Source organism: Myxococcales bacterium, from assembly GCA_016712525.1.
Classification (GTDB): Bacteria; Myxococcota_A; Polyangia; order Polyangiales; family Polyangiaceae; genus JAAFHV01.
This window is the reverse complement of the sequence record JADJQX010000001.1, coordinates 2,570,704-2,586,937: the sequence shown is the minus strand read 5'-3', so window position 1 is coordinate 2,586,937 and position 16,234 is coordinate 2,570,704. Positions and strand designations below refer to the sequence as shown.

Here is a 16,234-nt window from a genome sequence, read left to right as displayed (position 1 = left end):
CCTTCACGCGCCGTCCCGGCGTGTTTAGGTTGCGCCGGCCATGAGCCAACGTGTCGTCGTCTACGTGACCGACTACTGCCCCTACTGCACCCGCGCGAAGTCCCTCCTCGAGCGTCGCGGCATCGCCTACGACGAGGTCGACGTCTCGAACGACGCCGACAAACGCGCCTGGCTCGTCTCCACGACGAAGCGCCGCACCGTGCCGCAAATCTTCATCGACGGCACCCCCATCGGCGGCTCGGACGACCTCCACGACCTCGACCGTAGCGGCAAGCTCGCCGAGATGATGGCCCGCACCCCGTAGGACCGTCGCCGGCGCGGCGCGCGCGCATGAGGTACGCTCCCTCGTATGAAGCGTCCCTGGCTCCCCGCGTTCCCCGCGCTCGTCGTGTGTGCGTCCATGGTGCACTTCGGGGCGGCGTGCAGCTCGACCGAACCAGCGCCATCGCCCGACGGCCTCCCCGCGGGCAGCACGCCCACCACTCCGACGTCACCCGCGCCCCTCCCGGGTGAAGGTCCCCCCGCGGGCACGCCCGCCTCCGGCTGCCCCATCCCGGACGACGCGAAGGCCGAGGACGTCTCGAGCCCCACCACCGTCGTGGGCGATGGAACGCCCGAGAGCTGCACGAGCCGCGCGTTCGTCGACGCGGTCGCCAAAGGCGGCGTCATCACGTTCGCGTGCGGCGCCGCCCCCAAGACCATCGTCCTCGAGGAGACGGCCAAGGTCGTGAACACGAGCCCGATCGTCGTTGTCGACGGGGGTGGCAAGATCACGCTCTCCGGCGGCGGAAAGGTGCGAATCCTTTACCAAAACACCTGCGACGAGAAGCAGAAGTTCACGACGCCCCACTGCCAAGACCAGGAGACGCCCAAGCTCACGGTGCAAAACCTCACGTTCGTCGACGGGAACGCGAAGGGCGAGGCGCTCGGCGGAGGCGGCGCCATCTTCGATCGCGGCGGGCGCCTCAAGATCGTGAAGAGCCGCTTCTTCCGCAACGCCTGCGACGCCGAAGGCCAAGACGTGGGCGGCGGGGCCGTGCGCGCGTTCGACCAATCGAAGGACCTGCCGCTCTACGTCGTGGGCTCCACGTTCGGCGGCGAGGCCGGGCTCGGGAACACGGGCGCCAACGGCGGGGCCCTCTCGAGCATCGGTGTATCTTACACGGTCATCGACTCGCGCTTCACGCACAACACGGCCACGGGCCGCGGCGCCAACCCGGCGAAGGCGGGCACCCCGGGTGGCGGCAGCGGCGGCGCGATCTACAACGACGGCAACACCTTCACGCTCGACCTCTGCGGCACGGTCATCGAGGACAACCACGCGAACGAGGGCGGCGGCGCGATCTTCTTCGTTTCGAACGATCGCTCGGGCACCCTGAAAATCACCGACTCGACGCTCAAGAGGAACCCGAGCGACGGCTTCGAGACGAAGGGCTTCCCGGGCATCTTCGTGCTCGCGAAGGGCGACCCCCAGGTCACCCGCTCGACGCTCGAATGAGCCTCTTCCCGCCGATCGAGCCCCACGCGACGGGGATGCTCGGCGTCCCGGGTGCCGAGCTCTTCTGGGAGACGTCGGGCAACCCGCGGGGGATTCCGGCGCTCTACCTCCATGGCGGCCCCGGCGCAGGCCTCCTCTCCGGGCATCGGCGTCGCTTTTGCCCGGAGACGTTCCGCATCGTGGCGTTCGATCAACGGGGTGCAGGGCGCTCCCTGCCCCGCGCGGACGAGAGCGCGGAGCTCCTCGCGACCTGCGACTTCCGGACGTTCGTGCGTGACATCGAGGCGCTCCGCGTCCACCTCGGCGTGGACGCGTGGCTGCTTCATGGCGTCTCGTTCGGTGCCTCGCTCGCGCTGGCCTACGCGACGTCGCACCCCCACCGCGTGCTCGGCGTCGTCGGAATGGCTCTCTCGACGACCCGCGCCTCCGACGTCGATTGGATGACCGAAGGCGTGGGCAAGCTCTTCCCCGAGGCATGGGCCGAGCTCTCCGAGGCGGCCCCGAGGCCCCCCGGGACACGGCTCGTCGAGGCGTACCGTGCGCTCCTCGCCTCGCCTGACCCGAACGTCCGCGAGCGCGCCGCGCGCTCCTGGGTCGCCTGGGAGGAGGCCCACGTGAGCCTGGGTGGGAAGGGGGGCGACCCGCGCTTCGCCGACCCACGCTTTCGCGCGACGTTCGCGACGCTCGTGTGCCACGTCTTCGCAGAGCTCGGCGAGGCGTTCCCCATGGGAGACCTCGCGAGGGTCTCTCACCTGCCCACGGTGCTCGTCCACGGGAGGCTCGACGTGAGCTCGCCCGTCGGCGTCCCCTTCGAGGTCGCGCGGCGTTGGGGGCCGCGCTGCGAGCTCCAGGTCGTGGAGGACGAGGGCCACGGTGGACCGAAGATGGTGGACGCGTGCGCGCGCGCGATCGCCCGCCTCGCGTCCACCCACCTGCTCGAGCCACGGCTCACGGGTCCCACCTCCCCTTGACCCGTAGCACCTCGCGGAGCGCGCCCGCCATGCGCTTTCCACGGGCCTTCTCGGCTCGTCGCCGCTCGGTCCGCGACAGCTCGTCGCGCAGCGCACGGGACTCGTCGACACGCCGACCGTCGAGCTCGCCCATGTCGATCGCTGCAGCCACCGCGCACCCCGGCTCCCCCGAGTGCGTGCAGTCGCGGAACCGGCATGCGCGCGCGTGCGAGGCCACGTCCGCGAACACTTCGTCGAGCCCCGAGGCGTCCCCGACGAGCGCGACCTCACGCAGCCCCGGGGTGTCGAGCACGAGCCCACCTCCGGCGAGGAGGTGCATCTCACGGCGCGTGGTCGTGTGCTTCCCCGTCCCGTCGCTCGCGCGCACGGGGCGCACGGCGGCCGCCCCCGGCCCGACGAGGTGGTTCACGAGCGTCGATTTGCCGACCCCGGACGAGCCCACGAAGACGAGGGTCTTCCCCGGCGTCGCGAGCGCGTCCACCACCTCGAGCCCGAGGCCGGCGATCACGTCGACGGCCGCCACGGGGGCCCCTCCCGCCGCCACGACGACCTCGTCCACGCGCGCCGCCACGTCCGAGCACGCGGCCGCCTTGGTCAAGAGCACGCGCACTACGATCCCGCTCCCACGCGCGAGCGCGAGGTACCGCGAGAGCCTCCGTACGCTGAAGTCGGTGTCGAGCGCCATCACCACGACGACCTCGTCGACGTTCGCCGCGAGCACCTGGACCGCCTCGGCGCGACCGACCTTCCTCCTCACGAACGCGGAGAGGCGCGGGAGCACGCGCACGACGGCGCCCGTGTCCTCGCGATACGCCACCCAGTCTCCTGCGACCGGCGCCCCATCGCCCGCGTGGAGCCGACGAGGCAAGACGAGCCGCGCTTCGGAGAGCTCGGGCCCCTCCTCTCCTTGCGCCTCACGGAGCGCCCACACGACTCCGCGCTCGGCGCGCATCACACGCGCACACCGCAGACGTGGGTCACCGAGCGCCGACAGCGCGCGACCTACCTCGGGGCGAAACCCGAGCGACTCGAGAACCATGACTACCTCGCAAGAAAACCAAACGAAACCGGGCCCTTACGCACGTGGTGCGCAGGGCTGACCCAGGGTCTCTCCGAAGGGCACGAGGCCCCTCGGTGGCTCAGGCAACGGTCGTCACGAGAAGAAAGGTAGCGCGCGTCATCCCGCCGCGCAAAGCGCAGCGACACGAGGCACGAGGAGAAGGCCGCGAGCGGCGCTTGGCCCTGTCAGAGGCCGAGCCAAGGAGCGGCCGGGATCGTCTCGGTGCCGCGGCGAACCTCGAAGTACAGCATCGCGCCGTGGCCTTCGTCGCCCACGGTGCCGATGCGCTCGCCCGCGCCGACCTCGTCGCCGACCTTCACGTCGACGGCGCCGAGGTTCCCGCTCACCGAGTAGTAGTGCTCGCCGTGGTCCAAGATGACGAGCTTGCCGTACGCGCCGTAGCGATCGGCGAACGCCACACGGCCCGCGAAGACCGCGCGCACCGCGGTGCCGAGCGCGGCGCGGACCTCGAGGCCCGGACCATCGGTGCCCTCGCGGTGGGCTTGGCGTGTCTCGGCGCGCCCCGCCACGGGGAAGAGCAACCGCCCCCGCGCCGACGCAAACCCACCCGCGACGGGCTCGGCCGAGGCGCCGTTTCCGCCGTAGACGGCCACGTATCCGCCCCCCGAGGAGCTCTGCGTGAAGGCCGAGTCGAACGCCATCTGGCGGCGCTTCTCGTCGGCCATGGCGAGGCGGGCGGCGTCCATCGCGTTTCGCTGGCTCGCGAGCGACACTCGGTCCCGCGCGACGCGCTCGAGCCCACGGGCGAGATCCCCGCCACGAGAGCGCAGGCGCTTCTCCTCTTCGAGGTCGTTCGTGAGCACGCGGCGGGCCCGCTCGACGCGCATCGCGTGCGACACGAGCGCCTCGAAGCCGCCACCCACGGGGAGCATGCCTGCCCGCGAGAGCTTGTAGAATGCACGCCCACGCGCGAGGGCTCTGGCGTGGGTCTCCGCGAGCTTCGGGCCGAGCTCCGAGAGCTCCTTCTTCGAGGAGGCCTCCTCCGCGTCGAGGTCGGCGATCTTGCGATCGAGCGCGGCGAGGGCGAGGGCCTGCCCTCCGGTCTCGGTGCCTTGCGCGACCATGGCCGGGTGAGGCGGCATGGTCACGGCGTCGGCCGGCGCCTCGGGTTTGCCGAGCTTCTCGCCGGGGGCGGCGTGCACGATCGCGCCGAACGTGAGCGGGAGCGCGAGGAGGGTCGCGAAGAGGGCCTTCGATTTCATGCTCACACCGTGACGAGCTTGCGGAGGCCGAGCGACGCGGCGGTCATGCCGAGCAGGCCCCCGGTGAGCACCATGCCGAGCGCGACGTGCCAGGGGAGGAACGAGGGCTCCACGCCGACGAGCAGCGCGAGCTCTCCGTCGAGCCGGCCGCGGACGACGAAGAAGAGCACCGCGAGCAGCACGATCGCCCCGAGCGCGCCCATCGCACCTTGTGCGCTCCCCTCGAGCAAGAAGGGCCCCTTCACGAAGCGGTCGGTCGCGCCGACGAGCTTCAGCACCTCGACCTCGGTCTTGCGGCGCTGGAGGGCGAGGCGGATCGTCGAGCCGACGACCGCGAGCACCGACGTGAACACGACCACGGCGAGCAGCACGGCGGCGGTGACGCCACCACGAACGAGCTTGGAGAGCCGCGCCGTCCACACCTGGTACGTCTCGACGTCCTCGACCGCGGGGATCTGACGGAGCTTGTTCACCGTGGCCTCGAGCTCGGCGTCGCCCATGTCGGGGCGGACCTCGACCTCGAGCGACGAGGGGAACGCCTCGACCGGGAGGGCCGCGAGCTCGCCCTTCTGCGCGGCCTCGACCTTGCCGAAGTCGCCGCGGGCCTGGCCCGACGAGACGTACTTCACGGCGATGATCCCGGGGACCTTCTCGAGCGCCTTCTTGAGGTCGTCGATGTCCTCTTGGGTGGCGCCGTCCTTCAAGTAGACCGAGGCTCGCCCGGCGTGGGCCCAGCGCTCCTCGATCGCGCGGAGGTTCGTGACCACCAAGAGAGCCGCGCCGAGGCACACGAAGGCGACGGCGAGCGAGAACACGCTCAGGGCGTGAAGGCGCCACTCGCGGAGCATCCCGCGGCGGGCGCGGCGCGTCGTGCTGATGGAAGCGTCGATCATGGACGGAGGCTCTCCTCGGCCGAGGGTCCGCGAGGTGCGGTTCGGCCGGCGTCGGGTCAATGCGTGGCGGTCACGAAGGGCGAGAGGCGAAGATCAGAGCGGGAGCTCGTTGTCGTACATGGGCTCGTCGGGCGTAGCGACGCCCGAGGGCACGTCGATCGCCTTGCCCTCGTCGAGCACGATGATGCGGCGCGGGCGCTGATCGAGGAGCGTGCGGTCGTGCGTGGCGAAGAGCACCGTGGTGCCCTGCTCGTGGACCTCCTCGAAGAGGCCCAAGATGTCGATCGCGAGCTGGGGGTCGAGGTTGCCGGTGGGCTCGTCGGCCAAGATGAGCGCGGGCTCCCCGACGATGGCGCGCGCCACGGCCACGCGCTGCTGCTCGCCGCCCGAGAGGACCCCGGCGAGGTCGCCGCCGCGGCCCGTGAGGCCGACGCGCTCGAGGGCCTCGCCGACGCGGGTCTTGATGAGGCGAGGCGCGACGCCGATGACCTCGAGCGTGATGGCCACGTTCTCGAAGACCGTCCACGACGAGACGAGCTTGAAGTCTTGGAACACGACGCCGATGTTGCGGCGGAGGAACGGCACCGAGTCCTCGCGGAGGCGAGCCACGTCGCGCCCCATGAACAGGATGCGCCCGTCGTCGACGCGCTCGGCGCGGTAGAGCAGGCGCAGGAGCGTGCTCTTGCCCGAGCCGCTCGGCCCGGTGATGAACACGAACTCCCCGCGCTCGATGATGAGGTTCATGCCGCGGAGCACGGGCGCGCCCGGCCGGTACGACTTGAACACGTCCTCGAACATCAAGACCGGGCGCTGAGCCGCGTCACGCGCGAAGCGTGTCCCGGCTCGGAGCATGGGTTTGAACGACCGATCTTCGTCCATTCGGGCCATGCTTCGGCGGTACCAGGGTCCGCCCGGGGGGACCAAGTTTTCGGCCGAACGCCGCCCGTACCAAAAGATTTTACCCCACGATTTCAACACGTTGGGAGATGGGCTCGCCCGGCGGTGAATAAGGCCCGAAAAGGGCAGTCTTTTGCTGTGTCGTCCGTCCTTGCCCCCCCGGCACCCCCGAAACCAGGTTAGCCTGAAGGGCCAAACAGAGAGGTCGCATGAGAAACGTGGTCTTCGGTATGGCGGCAACGCTTTCCCTCCTCATCGCCGGCGGGGCTCAGGCCCAGATGGTGACGAAAATGAAGGGCGGGCAGCCCAGCACGCCGGCTCCCGCGGCTCCCGCTCCCGCTTCGGGGAACCCCTTCGGCGGGCGCGCGGTGCACTCCGCGCCGATCGTGCCGTTCTCCGGGGTGGCCGACCCGATGAACATGCAGAAGCTGCAAGACATCCGCAGCCGACAGCCCAAGGCCTGTGGCCCCACCGAGATCTCGCCCGGCGTGTGGGTGCGGATCGACTGCCACCTCGACACGAGCCCGCTCCTCCGCGCCAAGAAGCACTTCGGCGCCGCCAAGCTGCGCCTCGCCAAGCAGGGCAAGCTCGCGACCAAGCCCTTCCAGGCCAAGCTCGGAGCGGGCGGCGCCATCGCCCCGCGCCTCAAGATGAACGAGGTGCCCGCGCAGCCCGCCCCTGGCGGTGAGCGCGCCGCTCGCCCGTCTGGCAACGAGGCCGCGGCTTCGGGCACGGTCGGCGGGAGCTTCCCCAAGCTCGTCGACCACCGCACCGAGAACCTCGAGGGCCCCATCAAGAACCAGGGCTACGTCGGCTCGTGCACGGCGTTCGCGCTCTCGTCCACCCTCGACAACGGCATCAAGCGCTCCGGCCAGCAGCAAGAGTCGAGCTCCCCGTCGCACATCTGGTCGTTCTACGCGATCCCGAAGATGTCGGCCGCCGGCGACTCGAACCTCGGGCAGTCGATCACGTCGTGGACCAACTGGCCCTACAGCGGAAAAGAGGCCTGCAAAATGGCGTCTCCGCAGTACGAGGACTGCGGCTCGACGTACGGCGTGAAGGAGGGCACCGCCCGCCAAGACTCGACCTACGTCGCGAACCTGAACAAGGCGACGCAGAACGGCCTCTTCAAGATCGAGGCGATCGAGCAGCTCAAGACGCTCCCGCCGGACGTGGAAGAGCTCCAGGCCGCGCTCGCCTCGGGCGCCGACCTCTGGATCGCGATGAAGATCGACGGCTCCAAGTGGTCGAACAGCAAGATGAAGAACTTCGTCATCCAAGACTGGACCCAGTCCGAGATCTCGGGTGGCCACGCGGTGACCATGAGCGGCTACCGCGAGAACGCCCAGGGCAAGCGCGAGTACCTGATCCACAACTCGTGGGGCACCACCTGGGGCGACGGCGGCTACGCGTGGGTGAACGAGAGCATGGTCAAGACCATGATGCACTACGCCTTCCGCGTGAAGCTCGGCGGTCAGGCCGCGCCCACCGCCATCACCGACGACGACTGCGACTGGGACGAGCTCGTCGACCTCGGCACGATGAAGTGCGCGGTCATCTGCCCCGACGACACCCGCCCGAACAACGGCTGCTCCACGGCGGCCGGCGCGCGGACCCGCACCGGCGGCTGACGACCCCACGAACCGTGACGCTCCGTGAGGGCTCGTCCGAGAGGGCGGGCCCTCCGTCTTTTTGGCGCTCGCGCTCGTCTCCGCGAGGAGATCAGGAGCTCTGCGCGAACCTTCGACCCTCGGCGCAGGAGGCTGTCGTCGAACTCCTTCCTACGCTCGTGGCAGCCGCTCGAGCTCCGTGGCCGACGACGAATCGTCTAGCCCACGCGCTCGTGGCAGCCGCCCGTCTCAGTGACCGTGGTGGCCGTGGTCGTCGGCGTGGCGCTCGCCATCGTGCTCGTCGTCGTCGTTCTCGCGGCGATCGGCGCCCGAGGCCTGCTGCTGTCGGGCGACGAGGAGGAGCATAGCCGGGAGGGCCACCATCGAGACGAGCATGGCGATGATGAGGCCACCGATGACGACGGTGGCGAGCGGCTTCTGGACCTCGGAGCCCGTGCCGGACGAGATGGCGGCCGGGATGAAGCCGATGGCCGCGACGAGGGCCGTGGACAAAGGCGCGCGCAGCGACAAGAGGGCCGCCTTGCGGACGCGCTCGGTCACGTCGTGCACGTCTTTGATTTGGAGCAGGTTGGTCGTCATGACGATGCCCGTCATGACCGACACGCCGGCGAGCGCGATGAACCCGACGCCCGCGGGGATGCTGAACGGGAGCCCGCGGATGACGAGCGCGAACACCCCGCCGGCGATGGCGAACGGCAGATTCAGCACCGTCACGGCCGTGTACCGCGCGCTCCCGAACATGACGACGAGCATGAGCGCGATGATCGCGAGCGAGATCGGGACGACGAGCGAGAGCCGCGTCTTCGCGCGGTTGAAGTTCTGGAACTGGCCACCCCACACGACCTCGACCGACTTCTGGGTCTTCAGGGCGGCGCACTTCTCTTGGGCCTCTTTCACGAAGCCGACCACGTCGCGCCCGCGCACGTTCGCTTGGACCACCACGCGCCGGCGCATCTGCTCACGCCCGACCTGCACGATCGTCTTTTCTTCCGAGACCTTGGCGACGCTCTCGAGCGGTACGATGGTGTGCGACGATGTGGTGATGGGGAGGTGGCGAAGGTCACCTTCGTCCTCGGTCTTTTCGCCGCCGACCCGCAACACGAGGTCGAACACACGCTCCCCCTCGCGGACACGCCCGACGGGCAATCCGGCGCGGGCCATGGCGAGCACGTCGAGCACCGAGGACGTGGGTACACCCAGCCGGCCCGCGCGCATGCGGTCGACCTCGACGCGCAGCGAGGGCAGGCCGTTGATGGCTTCCATCTTCACGTCGGCCGCGCCGGGCACGGTCGAGATCGTGCGGCGGATGGCGTCGGCCGTCTCGACCATGGTCGCGAGGTCGTCACCGAAGACCTTGATGGCGACGTCGCTCTTCACGCCGGCGATGAGATCGTTCACGCGCATCTCGATGGGCTGCGAGAACGCCGAGAGCGTAGCGGGCACACGCGCGTCGACGCGATCGGAGAGCTCTTGGGCGAGCGCGTCGGGCATGAGGCCCTTTCGCCACTCTTTGCGCGGCTTCAAGATGACGAACACGTCGCTCGACTCGGGGCCGGCCATGTCGACGGCGCCCTCGGGCCGACCGATGCGGTTCACGACGGTGACGACCTCGGGAGACTCCTTCAAGGCGAGCTCCGTCTCTTTGGCGAGGGCCACGGCCTGCTCGAGCGAGGTCGACGGCGGGCGCGTCGCGTCGATCGCGAAGGCGCCTTCGAAGATGCGCGGGAGGAACTCGGCGCCCATGGTGGCGCCCGAGCCGAGCATGAGCGCCGTGAGCGCGAACGAGCCGGCGATCACCGTCTTCGGGCGCGCCATGGCGAAGTCGACCGCGGGCACGTAGGCGCGGCGCGCCTGGCGAATGAGCCACGGATCCTCGGCCGACTTGATCTTGAGGAAGCGAGGCGCGATGGCCGGGATGATGACGAGCGCGTAGATGAGCGCCCCGAGCAGCATGAAGCACAGCGAGACGACGACGGGGCGGAACATCTTGCCCTCGACGTCCTCGAGGCTGAGCAAGGGCAAGAACGTGAGCACCGTGATGACCACGCCGAACACGGCCGGCTTCGCGACCTCGGCCACGGCCTGGGTGATGCGCCGGCGACGAATGGCGCGCTCGGGCTCGCTCGCGCCGTGGGCCATGGCGTGCTCCACGGCGACGACCGCACCCTCGACGACGATGCCGAAGTCGATCGCGCCGAGGGACATGACGTTGCCGCTGTAGCCGACGAGCGAGAGGCCGATGAAGCCCACGAGCATGGCGAACGGGATCGCGCCCGCCACGAGGAAGCCGGCGCGGATGCTGCCGAGCGTGAGCAAGAGGCACACGATGACGATGATGGCGCCCTCGGTGAGGTTCTTGCCGATCGTGTGGATGACGTCGTTGATGAACTCGGAGCGATCGTAATACGTCTCGATGCGCACGCCGGCGGGCAGCCTCGGGCGAATCTGGTCGATCGCCTCCTTGGTGGCCGAGACCACCTCACGGCTATTTTTTCCCTTCAGCATGTACACGCTGGCCCCGACGACCTCGCCCCGGCCGTCGCGCGTCATGGCTCCCTGGCGGAGCGCGGGGCCCGTGTCGACCTCGCCGAGCTGGCCGATGCGCACCGGGATGCCCTTGTCGTCGATATGGACGATGGTCTCGGCGATGTCCTCGAGGCCGCGGAAACGACCGTCTCCTCGGAGCACGACCTGCTCCCCGTGGCGCTCGACGAAGCCACCCCCGGCGATGCGGTTGTCGCGGAGGAGCGCGTCGCGTACGTCGTCGACCGAGAGGCCGTGCGCGGCGAGCCGCGGCGGATCGACCGTGACGCGGTACTGCTTGAGCGCGCCGCCGAACCCGACGACCTCGACCACGCCCGGCACCTGGCGCAGGCGCGGCGCGATCTGCCACTCGACCATGGTGCGCAGCTCTTCGCTCGAGCGGCCCGAGTCGGACCGGAGCTCGAACATGTAGATCTCGCCGAGGGCCGTGGTGACCGGGCCGAGCTCGGGCCGCCCGAGCTCCGGCGGAATGTCGTCGCGGACGCCCGTGAGGCGCTCGCTCACCTGGGCGCGTGCGAAATACACGTCGACGTCGTCGGTGAAGACGAGGGTCACGATCGAGATGCCGAGCTTCGAGATGCTACGCGACGAGACGAGGCCGGGAGTGCCTGCCATGGCGCGCTCGATGGGCTGCGTGATCTGCGCCTCGACCTCGGTCGCCGAGAGCGACGACGCTCGCGTGACCACCTGCACCTGCACGTTGGTCACGTCGGGCACGGCGTCGATCGGGAGCGAGCGCGCTGCGGCCACTCCGAAGCCAACGAACATGAGCCCGATCAAGATCGAGAAGAGCGGGTTTCGCGCCGCCCAGAGCACGAGTGCTTTCATGCCCGAAGACCCTCGGTGCTACCCCGGAAGTACCCGGGAAGATTCATTGTTTCGTGACCTCGCCGCGCAGCACGAAGCCGCCCGCGACCACGATACGCTCGCCCTTCGACACCCCCGCGCGGAGGGTCACGACCTGCGGCGTCCGCCGCGCCACCTCGACGCGCCTCACCTCGAACACGCCCTCGGAGCGCTCCACGAAGACGACGTCGTCATCGGCGAGGGGCTGCACGGCAGAAGCAGGAACGAGCAGGTGCTCGCCCGCCTCTTGCGGGAGCGGGATGGAAGCGCGCACGAAGAGACCGGGCCGGAGCGCGCCGTCGTGGTTCGGCACCTCGATGAGGGCACGCGCGGTGCGGCTCGACTTGCCGACCTGCGGCTCGACCACGAGCACCGTGCCCTTCACGACCTTGCCGGGGAGCGCATCGAACGTGATGGTCGTCTCGGAGCCGATCTTGAAGTAGCCGAGGTCTTGCTCGTACACGTTGAGCGACGCTCGCAGCGAGTGCGGGTCGGCGATCACGAAGGCCGTCTCTTGGGGTTGGAGGAACTTGCCGAGCACCGCCTCGCGTCGCACGACGACACCCTCGATCGGGGACGCGAGGGTGAGCGTCCCCGCGCCCGAGATGGTGCCCGTGCCGGAGGGCCGCGCGACGCCGAAAGCCTGGAGCTTCGCCGTGGCGGCGGCGAGCTCGGCTTGGGTCTTGATGGCCTCGCCGCGGGCGACCTCGGCCTCGCGGGCGGTGGTGAGCTCACGTTGGAGCAAGGCCTCTTCGCGCGCCGAGTTCTCTTTGGCGATGCGCGCCGCGGCCTCGGCCGACACGAAATCGGCCTGCGCGGCCGCGATCGAAGGCACGACCACCGTGGCGAGGAGCTGGCCACGCTTGACGGCGTCGCCCACCTTCACGTGGATGGACGAGACGCGCCCGTCGAGGATGACGCCCACCTCGGCGTAACGCTCGAGGTTGTACTCGAGCGAGCCGGCCACCTCGATGTCGTTCTCGGCCGTCTTCGCGCCGGCCACGTCGACCTTCACGCCGAGGCGAGCGAGCGCCTTGGGATCGAACTTGACCGTCTTCGGACCGGTGGGAGGAGCGGGCTCCGCGGCCGACGCCTTCTCCTTGCAGCCAGCCGTGGGAAGCACGACCGCAGCCGCCATGGTCCAGGCCAAGGCGAGGGACGAGGAGAGGCTCGAGAAGCGGGTGCGGGGCATGGGGTGGAGCACGGCTGGAGGGGGGAGTCTACGGTTCGATGCCGAACCAGCCCATCCGGAGCGCGCCAAGCTTACACCCAAGTAATCTTTTTTCCAAACCTCCAAATTGTCGTTTCAAATCAGAGCTTTACGACAGCTCATCCTTGACTAGCCGCCGATGCCGAACTTGAACGGGTAGCCCGCGACCTGCGTGGGCGAGTCGGCCGCGGGGAAGCGCCACGACTTCACCTGGCGCACGACGCACCCTTCGACGCGTGGGTTACCGAGCGACGAGCTCGCGACGCTCGCGCCGCCGACCGAGCCCGAGGCGTCGATGCTCCACGCCACGGTGACGCCGCCCTTGAGGCCGGGGTTCTTCTGCGCCTCGCTCTCGTAGCAAGCGCGGAGGGCGCCCGTGTGCGCGACGACCACACGACGGATCTGCTCGGCGGAGAGCCCGCCCTTCGACGTGCCCGCTCCCGGAGCGACGGCGACCTTCGCCTCGCCGGGTCCACCGTTGCCCGAGCCCGTGCCGTTGCCCGAGCCCGTGCCACCACCCGAGCCGCCCGCGCCGTTGCCGCCCGTACCCTTGCCACCGGGGCCACCCGAGCCGCTGCCGAAGCCACCGCCTTTGCCTTGGCCCCACCCCGTCTGGAGCGTGCCCGCGCCGAACGCGACGCCCGCGCCCGTGCCGCCGCCACCGGGGCCGCCTCCCTTGAGCGACGTACCGGGCCCGGAGCCGAGCACGATGTTCTCGCTCTTCAACCCGCCGAGCGCGTCGGCCACGGTGTTGATCGACTTGAGGGTGTGTTGGATCTCTTTGCCCGTGTCGCCGTCGAGCACCTCGCTGAGGCCGCCGAGGTGCGTGCTCGGTTTGGGATCGCCGGGCACCTTCGTGTCTTTTTCGTGGCCGTTCATGCCGAGCTTGCCCTCGGCGCCCTTCATCTTTTGGCCGCCGCCCTGCTCTTTTTTGTCTTTGGCGCCCGGGTCCTTCACGCCGCTCCCGCCGGGGTTCGGGTCCACGCCCGGTGCCGGCGGCGGGGGGACCTCGAGGTCGGCGCGCTGGAGCGCGAAGCGAGCGGCGTTCTCTTCGGGGCTCGAGAGCTCGACGGGCTTCGTGAGAGGCCCCGGGGTCATGAGCGTCTTCAACAGGCCGACGATGCCGCCGTGGAACGTGGCGCTCGACACGATCGCGAGCATCACCATGAGCTCGGGCCACCGCATCTGCGATATCGCGATGGGCTGCGACGTGTACTGAAAGAAGATCGCGAACTGGCCGTACTGGATGAGGCCGTAGTCGCCGGGCATCACGGGCACGGGCATGCCGGTGCGCCCCACTTGCGCCGGGTCCTCGCTTCGCCCGCGCAGCATGAGGAGGCCGGAACGAGCGCCCTGCGCGTCGAGCAGCCATCCGCCCTGCGACGCTTGCAGAGGGAGCGCGCTCATCTCGACACCGTCGGGGATGGGGAGCTCGGAGAGCTTGTCGTCGCCGAGGCGGAAGGACTGGCCGCGGTCGAGGGTGCGGAGCGCGACGACGGTGGTGCCCCACACGGCGGCGACACGGAGCACTTGGGGCGTGATGGCCGCGGGGGCCAGGGCAGACGGGACAGCGGTCACGGAGCCTCCTCGGGAGGCCACGTTCGACGCGCCGCCCACGACGAGCGTACAAGAAATGTTCGCCCGAAGCCCACGGCCCCGCGCGGAAGCGGTACGACATGTCGCACTCGGCCACGGCGCGTCTGGACGGACCGCACGCATCGTCGCCGACCCCGGGCGCGCGCGCCGCCCCATGATCCGCGGGCTCACACGCCTCGAATCCTCGAGGAAATCGCGTCGGTCGGCCGACCGCGGCGAGGCCCCGGCGAGCGCACGGCACGCGTGGATCCTCCGAGCGAACGGACGCAAACCCAGATCACCCCGCGCGACGATCGCGTTTTCTCGGGTTTTCGCGCTGGCACGCGCGCTGCACTTCCGTCGTCTCGGAGGTCACGACCATGAGCATGCACTCGAAGTTTCGCCCCATCGACGACGCCGCACTCGACCAGGTCTCGGGTGGATTCGTGCAGTTCATCCCACCGCTGGCAGGAGCGGTCGGAGCGGCCGCGATGAACCCTGCTGCCGCCGTGCGAGGCGCCATGGGAGCATTCGAGGCCGTGCGAGGCGCGCTGAACTGGGAGTACAAGGGCCCTCCGCTCGAGCCGCTCGGCGACCCCGGCGGCTTCGGCGCGCCGGGCGACATGGGCGGGCAGCAACGTGGCGAAGCCGGTGAGGCCCCTGCGAATGCGAGCTCATCGACCGAAGATGGCGCGGACGCGAGCTCCGGCGACGGCGGCTACGGCAACGAGGGCGACGGCGGCTACGGCAACGAGGGCGACGGCGGCTACGGCAACGAGGGCGACGGCGGCTACGGCAACGAGGGCGACGGCGGCTACGGCAACGAGGGCGACGGCGGCTACGGCAACGAGGGCGACGGCGGCTACGGCAACGAGGGCGACGACGGCTACGGCAACGAGGGCGACGGCGGCTACGGCAACGAGGGCAACGGCGGCTACGGCAACGAAGGCGACGGCGGCTACGGCAACGAAGGCGACGGCGGCTACGGCAACGCAGGCGACGGCGGCTACGGCAACGAAGGCGACTTCGGCGGGGATGGCGGCGGCGACGTCTACGAGGCGTAAGAGAGCGCGAGCCCCGACGAGAGTACGAGCAAGGCCCATCCGGAAACGGGTGGGCTTTTGCCGTTGGTTCCATCGAAGACGCGACCGCAGGAATAGCCCCTCCTTCCGCACGAGCACCGCCCGAAGAAAAAAGGGCGACCGTGCCATCGCACGATCGCCCAGATCGACTCCACCTCGGTGGGGCTACCACTCGCCGCCGTAGTCCCCACCTCCGTCGCCGCCGTAGTCCCCACCTCCGTCGCCGCCGTAGTCGCCGCCCTCGCCTTCGCTGCCGTAGTCGCCTTCGTTGCCGCCGCCCTCGTCGTTCCCCTGGTCGGTGCGGCCTCCTCCGAGATCGCCGTCACGCTCGCCCGCACCGTCGTCGTCCATGGAGGCGTCCTCGTCGCCGTAGGGGTCGTTCTCGTCGCAGGTCCGTTCGCGCTCGTCGCGTTCGCGCGCGATATCGTCTTGCTCCTTCTGCCAAACGTCGTTCGGGACGGGGCCGCCTGCCCACTGGGGGCGTCGGTCTTCGATGTTCGTGCTCTCCGGAATTCCATCGAGCTTGAGGCCCCCGGTGACGCGGTCGAGCGCCTGCGGGTCGAGGGAGGGAAACGTCTTGGGTTGGCGCATGGTCGGAGCTCCTTTGCACCGACGAAGTGCAGCGCGCGTGCCAGCATCGGCAGCCAAAGACCTGCGAAATCATGAAGAGTTCCCCGCATTTCTTCGTGATCGAAGTGATCACCGGTGGGGGCTCGGGATGGATCCGAAGGGGATGCCGGACCATGAGGATAGACACGGAGGTCTACGCATCACGCTCGCCCCTCGTGGCACACGGGTTGCTGA

13 protein-coding genes are annotated in these 16,234 nt (G+C 69.8%); 5 read left to right on the top strand and 8 right to left on the bottom strand.

What is annotated here, in order from left to right; translation table 11 throughout:
* Window positions 1-40: 40 nt before the first annotated feature.
* From grxC to IPK71_11050, 3 genes are all read left to right on the top strand, one after another.
* Window positions 41-304, top strand: a complete 264-nt coding sequence (grxC, locus tag IPK71_11060; GenBank protein ID MBK8214276.1) for a glutaredoxin 3 — start codon at window positions 41-43, stop codon at window positions 302-304.
* Between the two features lie 246 nt (window positions 305-550).
* Window positions 551-1,498, top strand: a complete 948-nt coding sequence (locus tag IPK71_11055) for a hypothetical protein (GenBank protein MBK8214275.1) — start codon at window positions 551-553, stop codon at window positions 1,496-1,498.
* The gene (locus IPK71_11050; GenBank protein ID MBK8214274.1) at window positions 1,495-2,469 is read left to right on the top strand and encodes an alpha/beta fold hydrolase; all 975 of its coding nucleotides are present in this window, start codon (window positions 1,495-1,497) and stop codon (window positions 2,467-2,469) included. Before IPK71_11055 ends, IPK71_11050 begins: the two co-directional genes overlap by 4 nt.
* On the opposite strand, the gene rsgA is transcribed toward IPK71_11050, so the two are convergent.
* The 4 genes from rsgA to ftsE form a co-directional block, all read right to left on the bottom strand.
* Window positions 2,447-3,508, bottom strand: a complete 1,062-nt coding sequence (gene rsgA / locus IPK71_11045; protein MBK8214273.1) for a ribosome small subunit-dependent GTPase A — start codon at window positions 3,506-3,508, stop codon at window positions 2,447-2,449. The two genes, IPK71_11050 and rsgA, sit on opposite strands and share 23 nt — an antisense overlap.
* A 206-nt stretch (window positions 3,509-3,714) precedes the next feature.
* Window positions 3,715-4,752 carry a peptidoglycan DD-metalloendopeptidase family protein gene (locus IPK71_11040; protein MBK8214272.1) on the bottom strand — a complete coding sequence of 346 codons (1,038 nt, stop codon included), beginning with the start codon at window positions 4,750-4,752 and terminating at the stop codon, window positions 3,715-3,717.
* Window positions 4,753-4,754: 2 nt separating this feature from the next.
* A complete protein-coding gene (locus tag IPK71_11035) occupies window positions 4,755-5,630 on the bottom strand; it encodes an ABC transporter permease (GenBank protein MBK8214271.1) in 876 nt (291 codons plus the stop codon).
* Window positions 5,631-5,738: 108 nt separating this feature from the next.
* A complete protein-coding gene (gene ftsE, locus IPK71_11030) occupies window positions 5,739-6,443 on the bottom strand; it encodes a cell division ATP-binding protein FtsE (protein MBK8214270.1) in 705 nt (234 codons plus the stop codon).
* Window positions 6,444-6,751: 308 nt separating this feature from the next.
* Here ftsE and IPK71_11025 point away from each other — a divergent pair, with 308 nt between their 5' ends.
* A complete protein-coding gene (locus IPK71_11025; GenBank protein ID MBK8214269.1) occupies window positions 6,752-8,173 on the top strand; it encodes a C1 family peptidase in 1,422 nt (473 codons plus the stop codon).
* Between the two features lie 228 nt (window positions 8,174-8,401).
* On the opposite strand, the gene IPK71_11020 is transcribed toward IPK71_11025, so the two are convergent.
* From IPK71_11020 to IPK71_11010, 3 genes are all read right to left on the bottom strand, one after another.
* Window positions 8,402-11,545 carry an efflux RND transporter permease subunit gene (locus tag IPK71_11020; GenBank protein MBK8214268.1) on the bottom strand — a complete coding sequence of 1,048 codons (3,144 nt, stop codon included), beginning with the start codon at window positions 11,543-11,545 and terminating at the stop codon, window positions 8,402-8,404.
* Window positions 11,546-11,588: 43 nt separating this feature from the next.
* Entirely contained in the window at window positions 11,589-12,755 is a 1,167-nt protein-coding gene (locus IPK71_11015) for an efflux RND transporter periplasmic adaptor subunit (GenBank protein MBK8214267.1), read from the bottom strand.
* 147 nt (window positions 12,756-12,902) lie between these two features.
* Window positions 12,903-14,351 carry an AgmX/PglI C-terminal domain-containing protein gene (locus tag IPK71_11010; protein MBK8214266.1) on the bottom strand — a complete coding sequence of 483 codons (1,449 nt, stop codon included), beginning with the start codon at window positions 14,349-14,351 and terminating at the stop codon, window positions 12,903-12,905.
* Between the two features lie 377 nt (window positions 14,352-14,728).
* Between IPK71_11010 and IPK71_11005 the strand changes: the two genes are divergently transcribed.
* Entirely contained in the window at window positions 14,729-15,412 is a 684-nt protein-coding gene (locus IPK71_11005) for a hypothetical protein (protein ID MBK8214265.1), read from the top strand.
* 183 nt (window positions 15,413-15,595) lie between these two features.
* Here IPK71_11005 and IPK71_11000 read toward each other — a convergent pair whose 3' ends face one another.
* Window positions 15,596-16,021 carry a hypothetical protein gene (locus IPK71_11000; protein MBK8214264.1) on the bottom strand — a complete coding sequence of 142 codons (426 nt, stop codon included), beginning with the start codon at window positions 16,019-16,021 and terminating at the stop codon, window positions 15,596-15,598.
* Between the last annotated feature and the right edge of the window lie 213 nt (window positions 16,022-16,234).

Coding starts and splice junctions, on each gene's coding strand:
- IPK71_11005 (MBK8214265.1), top strand. CDS start 14,729: ATGAGCATGCACTCGAAGTTTCGCCCCATCGACGACGCCGCACTCGAC.
- IPK71_11040 (MBK8214272.1), bottom strand. CDS start 4,752: ATGAAATCGAAGGCCCTCTTCGCGACCCTCCTCGCGCTCCCGCTCACG.
- IPK71_11020 (MBK8214268.1), bottom strand. CDS start 11,545: ATGAAAGCACTCGTGCTCTGGGCGGCGCGAAACCCGCTCTTCTCGATC.
- IPK71_11000 (MBK8214264.1), bottom strand. CDS start 16,021: ATGCGCCAACCCAAGACGTTTCCCTCCCTCGACCCGCAGGCGCTCGAC.
- IPK71_11015 (MBK8214267.1), bottom strand. CDS start 12,755: ATGCCCCGCACCCGCTTCTCGAGCCTCTCCTCGTCCCTCGCCTTGGCC.
- rsgA (MBK8214273.1), bottom strand. CDS start 3,508: ATGGTTCTCGAGTCGCTCGGGTTTCGCCCCGAGGTAGGTCGCGCGCTG.
- grxC (MBK8214276.1), top strand. CDS start 41: ATGAGCCAACGTGTCGTCGTCTACGTGACCGACTACTGCCCCTACTGC.
- ftsE (MBK8214270.1), bottom strand. CDS start 6,443: ATGTTCGAGGACGTGTTCAAGTCGTACCGGCCGGGCGCGCCCGTGCTC.
- IPK71_11050 (MBK8214274.1), top strand. CDS start 1,495: ATGAGCCTCTTCCCGCCGATCGAGCCCCACGCGACGGGGATGCTCGGC.
- IPK71_11025 (MBK8214269.1), top strand. CDS start 6,752: ATGAGAAACGTGGTCTTCGGTATGGCGGCAACGCTTTCCCTCCTCATC.